10 protein-coding genes are annotated in these 15772 nt (G+C 61.2%); 3 read left to right on the forward strand and 7 right to left on the reverse strand.

The window, feature by feature from the left end; genetic code table 11:
* Entirely contained in the window at positions 1-771 is a 771-nt protein-coding gene (locus AC5RUH_RS01225; protein ID WP_494112244.1) for an SDR family NAD(P)-dependent oxidoreductase, read from the forward strand.
* 135 nt (positions 772-906) lie between these two features.
* Positions 907-1752 carry an SDR family NAD(P)-dependent oxidoreductase gene (locus tag AC5RUH_RS01230; protein ID WP_494024047.1) on the forward strand — a complete coding sequence of 282 codons (846 nt, stop codon included), beginning with the start codon at positions 907-909 and terminating at the stop codon, positions 1750-1752.
* Positions 1753-2473: 721 nt separating this feature from the next.
* On the opposite strand, the gene purU is transcribed toward AC5RUH_RS01230, so the two are convergent.
* Positions 2474-3316 (reverse strand): formyltetrahydrofolate deformylase, encoded by an 843-nt coding sequence (purU, locus tag AC5RUH_RS01235; protein ID WP_494112243.1) that lies wholly within the window; start codon positions 3314-3316, stop codon positions 2474-2476.
* Positions 3317-3318: 2 nt separating this feature from the next.
* Positions 3319-4434 carry an aminomethyl transferase family protein gene (locus tag AC5RUH_RS01240; protein ID WP_494024045.1) on the reverse strand — a complete coding sequence of 372 codons (1116 nt, stop codon included), beginning with the start codon at positions 4432-4434 and terminating at the stop codon, positions 3319-3321.
* 398 nt (positions 4435-4832) lie between these two features.
* Between AC5RUH_RS01240 and AC5RUH_RS01245 the strand changes: the two genes are divergently transcribed.
* Positions 4833-6356, forward strand: coding sequence for an APC family permease (locus tag AC5RUH_RS01245; RefSeq protein ID WP_494127671.1), 1524 nt, complete (start codon positions 4833-4835; stop codon positions 6354-6356).
* A gap of 1531 nt (positions 6357-7887) precedes the next feature.
* On the opposite strand, the gene AC5RUH_RS01250 is transcribed toward AC5RUH_RS01245, so the two are convergent.
* The 5 genes from AC5RUH_RS01250 to AC5RUH_RS01270 form a co-directional block, all read right to left on the reverse strand.
* Positions 7888-9426: an APC family permease gene (locus AC5RUH_RS01250; RefSeq protein ID WP_494127672.1), complete on the reverse strand. Its 1539-nt coding sequence runs from the start codon at positions 9424-9426 to the stop codon at positions 7888-7890.
* Positions 9427-10268: 842 nt separating this feature from the next.
* A complete protein-coding gene (locus AC5RUH_RS01255; RefSeq protein WP_494127673.1) occupies positions 10269-11501 on the reverse strand; it encodes an NAD(P)/FAD-dependent oxidoreductase in 1233 nt (410 codons plus the stop codon).
* A gap of 12 nt (positions 11502-11513) precedes the next feature.
* Positions 11514-11831, reverse strand: a complete 318-nt coding sequence (locus AC5RUH_RS01260) for a 2Fe-2S iron-sulfur cluster-binding protein (RefSeq protein ID WP_494127674.1) — start codon at positions 11829-11831, stop codon at positions 11514-11516.
* A 637-nt stretch (positions 11832-12468) separates the two neighbouring features.
* The gene (locus tag AC5RUH_RS01265) at positions 12469-14016 is read right to left on the reverse strand and encodes a purine-cytosine permease family protein (RefSeq protein WP_494127675.1); all 1548 of its coding nucleotides are present in this window, start codon (positions 14014-14016) and stop codon (positions 12469-12471) included.
* A gap of 576 nt (positions 14017-14592) precedes the next feature.
* The gene (locus AC5RUH_RS01270; protein WP_494127676.1) at positions 14593-15585 is read right to left on the reverse strand and encodes an alpha/beta hydrolase; all 993 of its coding nucleotides are present in this window, start codon (positions 15583-15585) and stop codon (positions 14593-14595) included.
* Between the last annotated feature and the right edge of the window lie 187 nt (positions 15586-15772).

The following is a 15772-nucleotide window of genomic DNA, read 5'->3' on the forward strand; positions in this document are numbered from 1 at the left end:
ATGTCCCTTGATAACAAAGTCGTCGTGATTACCGGTGCAGGATCCGGGATGGGGCGCGCGATGGTCGAGGAATTCGTGGCCAAGGGCGCTCGGGTCGGCGCCCTAGACATCAACCTTGAACGAGCCCAGGAGACGGTCGGTAACCTGCCGTCCGGCGCCGACGCGATCGCCATCCAGATCGACATCAGTGATCCTGCTTCGGTGGCGCGTGCGATCGCTGAGGTTACCGACTGGGCTGGGAAAATCGATGTTCTGTGCAATAACGCCGGCATCATTGACAGTTTCCGCCCGGCGCACGAGATCCCTCTTGACGAGTGGCATCGGACGATCGCGGTGAACCTCACGGGTCCATTCTTGGTCTCGCGTGAAGTGATCCCGGGCATGCTCGAGCATGGAGGCGGCGTCATCCTCAATACCGCAAGCATTGCTTCGCTCAGCGCAGCCGGTGGGGGTACGCCTTATACTGCAGCCAAGCATGGGGTGCTTGGTCTGACCCGTCAACTTTCCTTCGATTACGGTCGGCACGGCATCCGCGTCAACGCCATTTGTCCCGGTGCAACAAGGACCGGGTTGACCATGCCGGAAGGCGGGTCGGAAACGCTTCCGGACACGGAGACCGAGATCGCCCGCACCCCTGCACAGCGTTGGGGCGAACCAACCGACATAGCCAAACTGGCCGTCTACCTGGCAAGTGATGACTCGTCGTTTATACACGGCACCGAGGTCGTGATCGACGGCGGCTGGCTCACGGCGGCACGGAATCCCATCTAGCCGGCTCGCGCGGGGGCCCTGCTGAGCGTTGTGCCGCCAGCGAGTTGGGTCACTTCCCGCAAAAAATCCAAGACAGTCACCTTCTCGGCGCGCAGTCGACACTCCCCCGCCCCGACCACGAACGGACGCTCAACCATGAACAGCACCATTTTTCCCCGCCTGAAAAACCGGGTAGCCATCGTCACCGGATCTGGGCGAGGCATCGGTGAATCCATCGCTCACCGGCTTGCTGCCGAAGGCGCCCACGTCGCCGTCGTCGGGCGCACCCGCCAGTCCATCGAGGAGGCCGCTGCAAGCATCGAGCGCGCTGGTGGCAGTGCTATGGCGATCAGCGCTGACATCACCGACCAGGTCGACGTAACGAGGATTTATGACTCGGTGATCGAGAAGTGGGGTCGCTTCGACATCTTGGTAAACAACGCAGCCGTATTCGAGGAACCTCCGTTCCTGGAGCTTGATCTCGAGACCGTTGAGCGAACGTACAGGACGAATGTGTTTGGCACCTTCCTCATGTCCCAGAATGCCGCTCGCCGCATGGTCGACTCCGGGGCCGGGTCCATCATCCATATCTCTTCGATCGATGCCCTAGGCGCCGACGGACCATTCACGGCTTATACGTCCACAAAGGCCGCTGTCGTCAGCATGGCACGCTCCATGGCCGCGGAGCTGTCTCCGCTGGGGGTCCGCGTCAATTGCGTAGCCCCCGGTTTCGTCAACACGGACATGGTGCACAAGACCTCCACGCCCAACGTCCTGGATCACATGTTGCACGACTTCACCCGGGTGCCGATCCGCCGGCTGGTGGAACCCGAGGAGATCGCCGCAGCCGTCGCTTTCTTGGCTTCCGACGACGCCTCCGCAATTACCGGCTCCAATCTCGTCGTGGACGGCGGACTGACAGCCAATCTCTACGTCATGGAAACCCTCCCTGAACCCATGATCCCCTTGGCTGCGGACTCAGTGGCCCAGGTGGGGAACTGACCTACGCAGGTCAGGACTAGGCAGGGTTCATACCTTCCGACGCCCTGTCCGGCCCGTGTTCCCGCTTGAGCCCCGCAGCCCGTTTCCTGGAAGGTCCCCAACATGCCGGGCGGTCAAACGTTGGCCGGGCTCGGTAAACGGGGGATAACTTCGGCTTCGTGGGTGGGAGAGCATGGCAGCAGATCTTGAGGTCGTTGCCAGCACCGGTGCAGCGAGGATCGTGCTGGCGCAGCTCGCGTGCCGAGATCCTTGCCTGGTTCGAAGAACTTGGAGAGGTACCCCTCTTCACCACGTCTTGACGTCCGAGTCGCCGGTCGGCGTCCGGGCGGAAGCACGGATCATTGGCAAGGACTTGGCCTCAGCAGGGTGATGGGTCTCCTCCGGTTTGCGCCGGTGACCGGGCGGGCCGGGACCTAAATCCGGGAAACCATCCCTCGAAGAAGGGCACCGAGGGACTCACGCGTGTGTTGGTTCTCTCGGCATTCGCGGCCCCTAAAAGATCCGGTTTCCCGCGCCTCTTACGACTGGTGCCGCAGGAAGCATTCGGGTAGGCATGTTCCTGAGGGGTCATGGTATGCGGCCGCCTAAGCAATCCGGTCCGTCACCGCTGCCAAAGAGAACCTCGGCGCGCAGAGAAGAGCCCGACTCCGCGGGGTCACCCCGACCGCCCGGTGCATTCGGCAGAGTTCGCGCGGCGCCAGGGGCGGTCGAGACATCCAATTCAAGAGAGTACGGTTGTGTGCCGGTTTGAGAGGAAGACGCGGTCGTCGGCGTGGAGTTGCACGGCTCGTGAAAGGACTCTCCGCTCGACGTCACGGCCGATTACCACGAGATCATCGGCATTGCTCCGGTGGTCGACGCGCACCACATCCTGCTCGATGATTGGTCCCTCGTCGAGGTCTGCGGTTACGTAGTGTGCCGTCGCTCCGATGAGTTTGACACCTCGTTGGCGGGCTTGGTGGTAAGGCTTGGCACCCTTGAAGCTGGGCAGGAACGAGTGGTGGATATTGATGATGCGCCCTGCGAAACGAGTGCAGAAGTCGTCAGAGAGGATTTGCATGTATCGGGCTAAGACGATGAAGTCCGCGTCGCTTTTGCTAACCAACCTGGACAGTTCTTGTTCTGCCACTGGCTTAGTGTCTGGGGTGACCGGAAGGTAGTGGAACGGCACACCGGCTGCCTCAACGAGGCTGCGTAGGTCCTCGTGGTTCGACACGACCATTGGGATCTCGATGGCGAGCTCTCCTCTCCGATATCGGTAGAGGAGATCGTCCAGGCAGTGATCGAGCTTGGAGACCATGATCAGTGCTCGGCGGCGGTCGCTGCGCCTCCTAAGCTCCACAATGGGATCGAAGCGTGCGAGACGGTCGATGAGCTCGTCGCGGATCGCCTCGCGGTCTACATGGGAATCGAAGTCAACCCGGACATTGAGCTGGCCGCTGTACTCGTCGGAGTATTGAGCGCTGTCGAGGATGTTTCCTCCGCAGGCGGTGATGCCGCCGGCCATCGTGTGGATGATGCCGGGTTGATCCGAGGCCCGCAGTCGCAGAATGTATCGCTGCACGCTCAGCTCTTAACGCGCGTGCGCTCGGGGTCATAGGCGGGGGTCTTGCGGATGGTCGCCGATGCCGGTCCTTGTTCCGAGTCGATCTGGACGGTGGTTCCCAACCGTGCATGTGCGGTGTCGACACGGGCCAAAGCCAAGGTTTTCCCCCCAAGGACCGGGGATGCAACGGCCATCGAGACTTTCCCGGCGGGTTGTCCGTCAATGAACAGCGACCGGCCATCGAGTCCAGCGGCCGGCGCCGTCGTCTCGAGGCTGACGAGCCTCGCGGGCACGTTGTTTTTCTTCGCCAGCAAGGCGTCCCTTCCTTGGAAAGGTCCCTTCTCAAAGTCGACCGTCCAGCCCAGGCCGCATTCGAACGGTGTGGTAGACCGGTCGTATTCATACTCATTCATGACCATCCCGGCTTCCGTCCGGGCCACCAGGATCGCTTCCAGCCCCATGAGTTCAATTCCTAGGTCCTGCTGGGCCAGGATTGCATCCCACAAAGTGTCAGAATGCTCGACGGGAACCATGACTTCATAGCCGAGCTCGGCCGTAAATCCGAGTCGGAGGATCATGGCGGGCGCGTCGGTCACTTGTACGTCTATAAGCGCTCCGTAGTAGGGCAGTGCCTCATTCGAAATATCGGCTGATGTAAGCCGCGCCAGGAGGGTGCGGCTGGAGGGGCCCTGCAGCGAGACGGCAGCATACTCGGGGCGACGATCGGTGACCGTCGTTCCTTCGGGTGCCGCCTGCTCGAGCTGCCGCTGCGTCAGCTGCTCACCACCGAGCACTAGGACGGCTTCCGGGGACAGCTTCAAGACGGTGACGTCTTCAATCATGAACCCCTCGGCGTCCGTGAAAACTCCATACACCACCCGGCCAGGGGGCAAGGCGCGGACATCTCTGGAGAAGACCTTGTCGACCGCCGCGACAGCATCCGGTCCTTCCACAAACCATTTGCGGATCGTCGAGTACTCCAGTGCTACGACCGCTTCACGCAGTGCCTTGTACTCCTTGGCTGGATCACCGTAGTGGGTGGCAAAGGGCCTGCCGAACGATTCCTCCCACTCCAAGACACGGTCGGCGAAGCGCTCGGTGGTCGGATTGGGCTCGAGCCCCACTGGCAACGGCATGGCTGACTACCTTTCGCGGATTTACATGTGTGTGCTCGCCGGCGACTTCTCTGCGCCGGTAAGGCGATCTTGAGACGAAGGCGAGCGGTGGCAACGGATGCAAGGAGAGTATCTCTAATTGAATGATCATTCAAGGATCGGTTTCCTGGGAGCTTGTCATACCGCCGGACGTCCGCAGAACATGGCGGCTCGCCGTTGACGCAAACATTGATTGAATATACATTAAACAATACCTGTGAGCCCAATCACAGGTGCCGCTACTTCGCGGCGACCCGATCCCGAGGGCCCTCAACCGCTTGTTCCTCGTTTATTTCCGAGTCACAAGCCAGGAGGTCATCGTGGTCCGAGCAACGCAGCGATATCGCCGGCCCATTCCCCTCCAGAGAACGGAGTCCCTGATGACGACATCGAATAACAGGGAGCAGTCGTCGCTTGAGACCGCAAAATCAAACGACGGGTACAACACCAAGCTCACGGGCCGCATGGGCGGCTTGTCATTGGCGCTGACGGTACTGGCCTTCTCGGCCCCACTGTCGGTGGTTAGCGGCTTTATTCCACTCACGATCCTCTTCGGTGGTGAGGGCGCACCTTTCGGTTTTCTACTCGCCACCGCAGTGCTGCTGCTGTTCAGCGTTGGGTACGTGACGATGACCAAGCACGTCCCAAAGCCCGGCGCGTTCTACGCATTCATCAGCATGGGATTGGGAAAGATCACCGGGCTGGGCTCTGCCTTCCTGGCCGTGATCTCCTACCTGCTCGTCTACACCGGAAACTACGCTTGGTTCGGAATCACAGTGGCCGCCCTGGTGGAGAGCCTGGGCGGCCCAGCAACGGCGTGGTGGGTTTGGGCGTTGGTGGGATGGGCAGGGGTGAGCATCCTGGGCTACTTCAATATCGAACTCTCGGCCAAAGTGCTGACAATCGTGATGGCCCTTGAGGTCACGCTGGTTATGATCGTCAACGTCGTTGTGCTCGCCAAGGGGGGAGCTGAGGGGCTGTCAGCGGAGCCGTTCGCGGTAACGAAGTTCCTAGAGGGTGATTTCGGCGTTACGATGCTTTTCGCGATTCTGGTGTTCATGGGGTTCGAGGCCACGGCGCTATTCCGTGAGGAGGTTCGCAACCCAGGCAAGGTGATCCCCCGTGCAACGTTTGGTGCTGTGATTTTTGTGGGGCTGCTCTACACGATCTCGGCTTACGCCCTTGTGACCGCGTTCGGCTCCAAGGCCGCGGCCGTAGCCACGGAGACTCCCACTGAAATGTTCCCGCTGTCGATTTCTCAGTACGTCGCCTCGTTCTTGGTGCCGATCGCCTTTGTGTTGATCTCTACATCCGTCGTTGCTGCTTCGCTGTCGATCCACAACGTGATCGCGCGTTATATCTACAACCTGGCCTACGACCGCGCATTGCCTCACCCACTGGCGAAAGTGCATGAGAAGCATCGTTCCCCGCATCGGTCATCCAATGCGCTGGCAGCGTTGACTGGCCTGATTCTGGTCTTGATGGCCGTCCTGCCCCTGGACGAGATGCTGCTGTACGCGCAGTTGATCGGTATTGGATCAGTGGGCGTTTTGTCCCTGATGGCGGTCGTGTCGGTCTCTGTCATAGCGTGGTTCTTCGCCCGCCGCTCGAGCGTTCAGGAAAATGCCTTAAAGACGTATGTAGCTCCGGCGATCGCGGCAACCACGCTGGTCTCTGTTGTCGTGTTCGCTTGCATAAAGCTGCACCTCCTGGTCGGTGGCGATCCCGGGCAATACAACTGGCTTCTCATTCCACTCGCACTGGTGTTCCTCGTCGGCGTCAGCCTCGCCCTTTACTTCCGTCGATCCAAGCCGGAGCACTATGAGCGGCTTGGTCGCACGGACGGCGCGAGTTTGCCAGTGCGCAGCGACCCGGAGAGCGACCCGGAGAACCAGCCGGTGTAAGTTGCCCTTCTTTGTGCGTCCACTGAATGATCGTCCTGAGGCGTTGCCAACAAAGCCTGCTCCCCTGAACCTAAATGGTTTCCGGTTCGGGGAGCAGGCCTGCCCGGGGGGCCTCCCCTGCCTTCGCTTCCTTCAGGGGCGAAACCATGGGCGCCGACCGTAGATGGCGGCGTGGTAACGGCACTGCGGGCGGAAACATCGGTGCGGTCGCTGCGTTCTTCTCCTGCCCTGTCGGAGTCAGCCCCGCCCCCCCCCGGTGAGTCAGTGGTCTGATTGTCCAGAAGGGGTTCATCCTGGGCTGATGGGGCCGGACGCAGGAACGATTCGAAATCCTATGACTTTGAACCGCCGGGCTGCCAGCTGGGTACCCGCTGGGGCCGGCGAAACAGTCGCGACGGTTGTGCTAACTTCCTCCAACTCGTTAGGCGTACGGTGCGTGCGTCCGTTTGATGGTCGTCAGGACGAGGCAGCCCGAATGGTCTGACCCAGAGAGCACGTCATTTTCCGCAGTTGCGTCGTGGTAGTGCATGGGGGGACTCTTCGCCGGAAATGGTCGTGGCGTCGTAGCGGGGAAAGTTGCTTTGTAGATCTCGAGCCGCATGCGCGCCGAGGGAGGAGGTCGTTGAGAAGACGGTCGCATCGATCGCGGCAGTCCTGATGGATGACGGCGCAGCCCGCAGCAGGTCGAAAAGGTTCGGCATCGTGGGATGCTCGCACTTGCCGTCCGGGAGGATGTCTTTGCGGTAGGTCAGTGGGACGAAAAGGCGCCGGTACAGCCTCAGCTGTCTCAAGAATTAAGCGAGACGTCGGTCGCTAGGCGGATACCGTCGCGTGCGGAGACCATCCCCCGTACGAGTACTGGCAGTGGCCTGTGGCAGCAGAGTGCGGAATTCATGTTACAGCCGACCTGCCACGGTCAAAGCCGCTGCTGGTCTTTTCACCATTAGCGATCCTCTGTCGCCTATCGGACCTCGGGGATAACAACCCCGGATCATGAACGACTGGGGCAGACATCATACCGGGGCCGACAGACCAGCAACCCTGATGCTTGCCTATTCAGGGCTTACGAGAAGACATCTGATGGGCTTAGTCAAGCAGCGGCGGCCATCGCAACTATGTCGGGGAAGGCCGTAACTGGAGCCGGTTTGTAGGTAGTAATAGAGGCAGCAGAGCAGGCGGTTGAAAAGGTTGCGCTGGGCTGCCGTGTGTCTGTCGCCCGAGCCTTTTCGCCGATCGTAGTGGTTGCGGCTCCGGTTGCGCTGCTAGGGCGGAGAACCTCCAGACGTAGCCGGCGGCGGCGAGCCTGTTGTTCTTCACTCGTCTGGCCTGGACCGTGTGTGAGAACTCTGGGTTCGCGTTCATGGTCGAGACGTTGGCCGGCAGCAAGCCCCCGGAAGTCAACCTACGTTCCATGGCGTGAGGAGCCAGAGGAAAAATCTTTTTCGACGGCTCGAGGACACGGTAACGGGAAGTCCTCATCTGGCTCCCTCACATCCCATAGGTAACTGGGCGACTCCGGGGGTTCAGTCAGTCAGGGACCGTCGGACGAAGATCCGAGCTTGCTGGCTTCTACGTCGGCAGCAGTCGTGGTGTCGAGCTGGGGGCCATCGGCACGACCCAACCGCTCAAAGAGAGCGGGCTTTGACCGACGGAATCGGATGGCGATGCCGACGCCGATGGCAAAAACGATGGGGAGAGGCAGCAGCAACCAGGTGTACTGCCCCGGTTCGCCGCCGATGACCAACTCGAAGTGGAGGCAGGCGAAGACTGTCACAACCAGCAACGACAGTGCAGCGATTGCGGGTGCGACATAGGTCTTGAAAGGGTGCGCACGAACCTCGCCGCGCCGCATGGCGAACCAACCCACCACCGCGACAGAGGCCAGGGCCATGAGGGTGAGAACACCAACTGAGCCCAGGCCCACCATCTGGGCGTACAACGTGCCTTCCTCAACGCGCATCACGGCCATGAGCACGATGATCAGCAAGGCGACCGCGGACATGGTGACAGATGCCCAGATCGGCGAGTGATGCTTAGCGTGAACTCGCGCCAGGAAGTAGGGCAGGGCGCGGTCATGACCGAGGTTGTAGACGTACCGCGCTACGACGTTATGAATGGACAGGCACGCGGCGAAGATTGAGGTGGAAACGAGGATGTAGGCGATCTGCACGAACCACGGAACAACGAACTGAGCCACGGCCCTGGGGAACATTTCCGTGGGGGCTTCACCGGCAGACGTGACTGCCTCTGAACCGTAGGCCGTGACCAGGGCGTAGGCCGAGAGCGTGTATAGCACCCCCACGAAGAGTACGGCACCGTAGGTGGCCCGCGGGATTACTCGAGCGGGGTTGCGAACTTCATCGCGGAACAGCGCTGTGGCTTCGAATCCCAAGAAGACGAGGATCGAGAAGAGCAATGTCACGCCGATGTCGCCCTTGGCAAATTCGGTGGGTAGAAGCGGGGTGATGGAGAGCCCGTCAGCGCCGCCCTTGGCCAGGACGAAAATGTTGAACACCATAATGAGTGCCACCTCGAGCACCATCGCAACGCCAAGGACCTTGGCCGATAGCTCGATATTAAAGTAGCCGAGGACTCCTGTAGCAATCACGATGAGGATCGTCCAGGCCCACCATGGCGTGCTCGGGCCACCGATGCTCGCCATCAGGGCGGCCACGCTGATTCCGAAGAATGCATAGGTGCCGGTGAGCACGAGCAGGTAGGACAGCACGGCCAGGAAGGCAGAGCCCAGTCCGGTGACCTTTCCCAATCCCAAGCTGATGAACGCATAGAACGCGCCGGGCTTGGGAACGTACTTGGTCATCGTCACATAACCGATGCTGAACAGCAGCAGCACCGCGGTGGCCAGCACAAAGCCAAAGGGCGCACCCTCACCACCGAAAAGTATCGTGAATGGAATAAAGCCCGTGACCACGGCGAGTGGGGCCGAGAAGGCCAGCACGGTCAGCGCCAGTGACAGGCCGCCCATCCCCCCGGTCAGCTTGCTGCTGGCGGATGAGGACAAGGCATTGTTGGAATCAAGGCCCGGCTGTTCGTTAGTTGGTGTGATCAAGGCACACTCCCATCAGGATGTGGAGAACCCATACGCTGCCTCGCCGAAGTCAGTCCGACGAACCTTCCGTTAGCGAGACAGATTGAATGATGGATAAAGAGGGACCAATCTGCGCTTGGAGAACCTGATCAGATGCTGCACGAACCCCAAGTCGCACCTGTTGAGGTGAGTTTATTTTCCATTCATTAAAGGCCCTTGTAAACGGTCTGGTCGGACCTGATTTATACCGGGCATCCGCGCTTCTTCTTGGGTCATTGCTTAGAGCCACGACGGCCGCTGGGGCGGGCTAATCCCGGCGCCGCTTCATCAGCAAGACCGGTGCTGCTTCCCGTGCCCTTTTTGGCGATCGGTCCGATGGTGTCCAGCAGGTTGATTGGTGTAGTGGTCGTGGAGACTTGGGAAGCCGGGCGTCCGAGGCGGTGATCTTCCGCGATTCACGTTGCATGCTGGCCAGGGACGTCTGTCGTTGTGGACAGGACTGGTGCCGGTCCGGGACGATGGGCCGCTTTCTTGACGTCGTCCTTGGTTCCCATGCGCGCGAGCCGGCGGCAGCGATGATGATATCGCTGCCGCCGGTCGTTTCCGCCTTCACATTCGCCCCTTGGAGTTGCACAGCAGTGAACCAAGTTCCCCGGAGACCAAGGCGTCCAGCCGGGTTTCATCGAATGAAGCCCGCCGGTGTCTCTGGCAGGTTGATGCGCGCGAGCAGCGGCAGCTGGACGATGTAGCCGCTGCAGGCCGGATTCACGCCGGGTCAGGATCCGTCGATGGCCCTTGAATGGACGTCGGTATCCACAGGTTCCCGTGATCGCCGGTGGGCTGGTACGGTCAGGCAGCGGTCCTCACGCAACCGGCAGGCTTCGCGCGTAGGCCTTCAGGTTGAAGCCTGAGTCGCGGGCCTGATCCATCGTGATGCCGGTGTCGTGCTCGAGGAGCTTGCGGGCTGCGACGTGGTCTGCCGGCGCGTTGACCGATTCGACAGCGACGAGTTGCCCATCGCGAAAGAGGAACTGACTGAACTTACCCGCCGAACGGTTACCACGTTCGATCACCACATCGCCTGGATTGGCCAGTCCGGCGATCTGGAGCTTGGCAGGGCCCTGGCTGGACCAGAACCAGGGGGCGATGTCGTAACGGCTGGGATCGGCCGTGATAGTTTTTGCGACGGCCTTTGCCATATCGGTTGCGTTCTGCACTGACTCGAGCCGCAGGTTCCCGCCGAAGTGGCGTGAGGGGAAGACGGCCACGTCGCCGATGGCGTATACATGCGGCACGTTCGTGCGCAGGTACTCATCCACGAGAATGCCGCTATTGCAGGTTATATTCGCCGTCGAAGCGAGGACGTGGTCGGTCACTACGCCAAGGCCGACCACCGCGAAGTCGCACGTGTAGGTGGCCCCCGAGGTGCCTACCACGGCGGTGACGTGGTTTTTTTCCCCGATGAAGTGATCGAGTCCCTCGTCGAAGTGCAGCTTCACTCCCAGGCTGGCGTGCACCTGTGTGAAGTGATCCGACATGGACGGTGACAGCACCCTCTGCATGGGTCGCTGGGCGAAGTCGATGACCGTGACATCGAGCCCGCGTTCTGCGGCGACAGCCGCGAATTCAAGGCCGATGAATCCGGCCCCGACCACCAGCACCCGGCCGTGGCCGTAGTCGAGCTGCGCCCGCAGGGCTTCTGCGTCCTCGACGGTGCGCAGGTATCTGATGCCTTCCAGCTCGGTTCCAGCGCATGATGCGCGACGTGCTTCGGCGCCCACAGCGATGATGAGATCGTCGTAGGGAATGGGTTCACCGTCTTTTACGTGCACTAGACCAGCTGCACTGTCGATGCTCATGACTTCCACTCCCGTCCGCAGATCGATGTCATGCTCGCTGTAGAAGGCGGCACCACGCAGTGGCATGGGCGTCGGATCGCCGCCCTGCTTCATGTAGTCCTTCGACAGCGGCGGGCGCTGGTAGGGCAGGTGCTCGGCCTTGTCCAGCAGGACGATGGGGTCGGTGAATCCCTCCATGCGGAGTGATTCGGCAGCCTGCACGCCGGAGTGTCCGGCGCCGATAATGACAACGGTCATGTCACACCCCAATCAGCTCTGGCTCTCGGGGATGTTGACCTCGAGAGCATCGAAGTCACGGCCGGCCAAGAGCTGGCAGCTTAGACGGGAGCTTTCGAGGCGGTCTTCGGCCGTGCAGTCGAGCATCTCGTCCTCGTCATCTGAGACTTCGGGCAACTCGACCTCGCCGCGCACGTAGACGTGACATGTGGCGCACATGGCTTGTCCCCCACACTCGCCGATGATGCCATCGACGCTGTTGGTGAGTGCGGCGCGCATAACGGAGACGTTCTCGGCGACCTCGACGGTGTCGACGGTGCCGTTGGGGTGGTGGTAAGTGATGTTAGGCATCAGGGATCTCCTCACTCTGTGCAGCTTGTTGATTCTCTTTAGTTAACGTTAAGGAAGGGGAAAGGTCAAGGGCTTGCTGTGAACTGCACCACGCCCTAGTGGCCTGGCGACACTGGCTTCGGGGTACGGAGCCTGCGGGCGGGCTCCCCAGGCGGTCCGCAATATGGGGTCGGAGGGATCTCTAGTCCGGCCGCATCGCGCTAAACAGCTTGCGGTGTTGGGTCCACCTGAGGCCTCCACTTCGGGCGCGTCAATGGTTCCGTCGCGCGGAGTGGCATGCCGGCTCCTCGCTCCCGCCCGGTGCAGTCTCGACCTGCAGAAGCGGGGCAGCTCTCCACATAGGAGGATGTCATCTTGGCGATCCGGCGGCCGCCAGCAGGATGTTCAGCCCCTCAGCGGTCCACCCCGAGTTACTCGCGGCGCTCGATAGGTCACTCGCGCCTTGTTCGAGCAGAGCCTCGATGAACAGGATGGGACTTCCGGATAAACCGAGGCCGCAAAAGGCCCGTAGGGCAGGCACGTGATGCCGGTGGACGCCCCGCGGGTCGCGCGAGCCACGGCCACGGCCCTCGGGTTTGTTGAGCTCAGCCGGGGCGCCCTCCACAGTTCACTTTCGGGACCCCCGGCTCCTTCTGGTCTAGTCGTCCCGAGACTGGCAGTCGAGGCAGAGGACCCGGCTCCCCTCTCGGGCTGTGTTGGCCTCGAAGGCAACATAGCTCAGGTCGCAGACATCGCATTTGACCCGCACATTCCAAAGATCCTGAACTTCGGAGCGGACGAGATCCGGCTGCCGAGCCTTACGCGCACTGAGTCCTGCAGCACGGATGATCCAGTAGAGCAGCATCGAGATTGCCAGCGAGACAATCGGGGCGAGCGCTGACAAGGTGGGAAGCTGAGTTGGCAGCTGGAGAAGGACGATTCCCACGGCTGACGACACTACCCAGACCACAAAGCCTGGGGCCACGGCCCGCAGACGTGCTGGCCTGAACTCCGGTTCTGCGTCCCTGTCGATGATCCAGTGGGTAATCATGATGCCGACCCAGGAAACGAGCAGAACTGCCTGCCAGGCCAGGGCCAGAGCAATATAGCTGAACACGTTGGTGAACATGAGGCCGAAGACCACTGCCAGCAGAACGATGACCCAGGCTCGGCGGGAGAGGTTCCGTCGGCTGAAGTGTGCGACGAATCGTTCCAGGTTCACGCTGGCGAAGTAGAAGTTCGCGGAGTTGATGCGCACCTGGCTGACAATGATGACAATCAGCCCGACAGCGCCGATGGAGGTGATGATCCCCTGGACGACCCCGGATTCGGAGCTGGCGTCGGGCGCGGCCAGAGCGACGATGAAAATGCCTACGAGTCCGTTGAAGAGGAAGGCGATGCAGTAGAAAACCCAGCCGAAGCTGACGAAACGGTGGAACTTCGTGTCTTCCTTGCGGCCGAAGCGGGCCGCGTCCTGGGTGTCGGGGAAGAGGAGCCAGACACCCATGTAGAGGACGAACACGGTCAGCCATCCCGGAACCGCCGTGGTCGGCTCAGCGGGCTCGAATGCAGACCAGTCACCTTCCCAGCCGAACCGTACGCCGGCTGCAATGACCGCGATGATGAGTCCAAAGAAGTAGATGGGCAGCGAGATGCCATTGAGCTTGCTCAACCATGTCTGCATGCCTCCGAGCATCAAGGGCCACATCCCTGCGATGACGATGGCGTACCACACGCGGATGTCCCACACCTGGAAGAACGACTGCAAAGCGACAGCGAGCACGCTACTTTCGAAGACCGCGTAGTAGATGGCTGCCGTGGCAATCAGGAACGGGGCCAGAGCGGCCCCGCGGAAACCGAAGAGATCGCGGGAGAGTAACGTGGAGTTCAGCCCCCACTTGATGGCTTCCCTAGCACTCTTGGCGCCAAGTACTGAGTACACGACAACCGTCAAGACTATTCCGATGATGGCCTGCTGCACGCCGACAAGGCTTGCCGAGAGGGCTCCGTAGTAGACGAACGCCAAGGCACTGGCGATCGATGACCATCCGCTGAAGACGGCCCACTTATTGAGGCGAGCGGTCGGTGGGACGACGTGGTTCGTGTACTCTGCCTGGCGTTGCTCCTCGACCACGCGGGGATCGTCCGAGCCGCGAAGCTCGAGCGTTGGACGAGGCTGTGCGTGGATCTCGTCTGAGGTGTTCATTTCCGTCACCTTGCTTTGTTGATGGAGTGCTTTTCTGTTGCTCGGGCACCGCAGGCTTCCGCCTGGGCCACTCCTGCGGGAGAAATGGCGGTTCCTTCCGCAATGATCAGTTGCTGGCCGGGTCTGGAAACGGTGGTCCACCCTGAGTCGCTTGACGGCACTCCGAACGCCTCCACTGTCTGAATCCTGTCCCACGGTTCATGATTCGTTTCCGCCCTTCCTCGGAAACACCCGCTACAGGAATCGATTTAACATTCATTAAGGAGATGCGTCAAGCATCGGCCTAACTCGGGCTTCGATCGGCGGAGTGGTGTAGAAAGCCCACCCGATAGCATGTCCGGAGCGGTGTCGGCGGGACCGGAGGATAGCGACACCCCGATATCAGCTGAGAATGCTCCTGCATGAAGCGGTCTGCCGCGACAATGCAGCTATTCCTTCCAGCCCAACCTTCGGTGCGGCAGAGCACGGCGGCTCATATCCCCCCGGCGGGCAGGTGCAATAGAACGCGGCACAGGTTAGCTGCCGCGAGCTCGAGGAACCCGGCGCCGTCACTCTGGGAAGGCCCGTCGGCCGTGGTCATCGCTGCGGAAGCGGAGAGGCAGGATTGTCGCTCCAGAATCCGGCCTGTACGGGGAGCAGGTGGCGGGCAAACCAGTCTGCTGCAGCAGAACTTGCCACGTCAAAATAGGAGGAGTACACGGAGTAGTGGTCTCCAGGGACCAGAAGCAGCTGTTTCGGGTGATGCGCCCTCTGATAGGCCTCCTGCTGGAGATTTGTTGGGGTCACCGTGTCCGAATCCGCAACGATCATCAGGAGCGGGGTGGGCGCGATCCGTTCGACGAAAGCGCCGGGTTCGTAGCCGCGCGAAAGTTCCAGTGAGCGGACCGTCACCGAGTTGCGCCAGTTCTCGCAGACCTGTCCCTGCCCCCACATGTACTCATAGGAGTCTCGGCCCGGGTAAGCGACGGCTGCAGCCGGTTCCGGACTGACCATCGGGATGGCAGCAGCATCCGCTCCGGCAAACCGTGCCTCGCGTTCTTCCTCGAACCAGCGCTGTTGGTGGAGCAAGTCCTTGCTCGACAACTTCTGCCGCGCCGCGCGCCAGCCGCTGATCGTGGGCACCTGTGCCACGACGCAGCGAACCCGTCGGTCCAATGCAGCAACCACGAGAGCGTGACCGCCGCTGTAACTGCTTCCCCATACGCCGATGCTTCCACCGTCCACATCCGGCCGGGAACGAACGTAGCTGATAGCCGCTCTGAAGTCCTCCACCTGCCGGTGCGGATCTATCTCCTGACGTGGCTCGCCGTCACTGGCTCCGAGATTGCGGAAATCGAAGGTCAAGGCAGCGAAGCCACGGGCGACAAACGCGGCCGCATAGTCCTCCAGGTCACCGCCCGCGACCATGCCCCAGCCGTGCCCAAGGACGATCACCGGCCAGGGTTTGCTCACACGGACAGGCGCGTAGTAGGTCCCTCGGACCGTACAGCCCTCTACATCAAATGCGACCTTCTCCCCGGCTTGCACGGCCTGATCCTGACTTACCCCTGGATATGCCACAATCACCACTCCCTAATAAGTTCGACAAATTTTTGCAAAGTGATAGGTCGCTGGCCAAGACGAGCCCCAATAACCTACTTGTCCAGCAGACCCCTTGACGATGCCGCGGAGGTGGGCCAGGGCCCGGTTGGAGGGGGCAGGCTCCTGCTCGCCCGCCTCTTTCCGCCTCCCTCAGAGCTGTTGAAGGGTGACCGTC

This window comes from Arthrobacter sp. Y3223166, assembly GCF_059090935.1.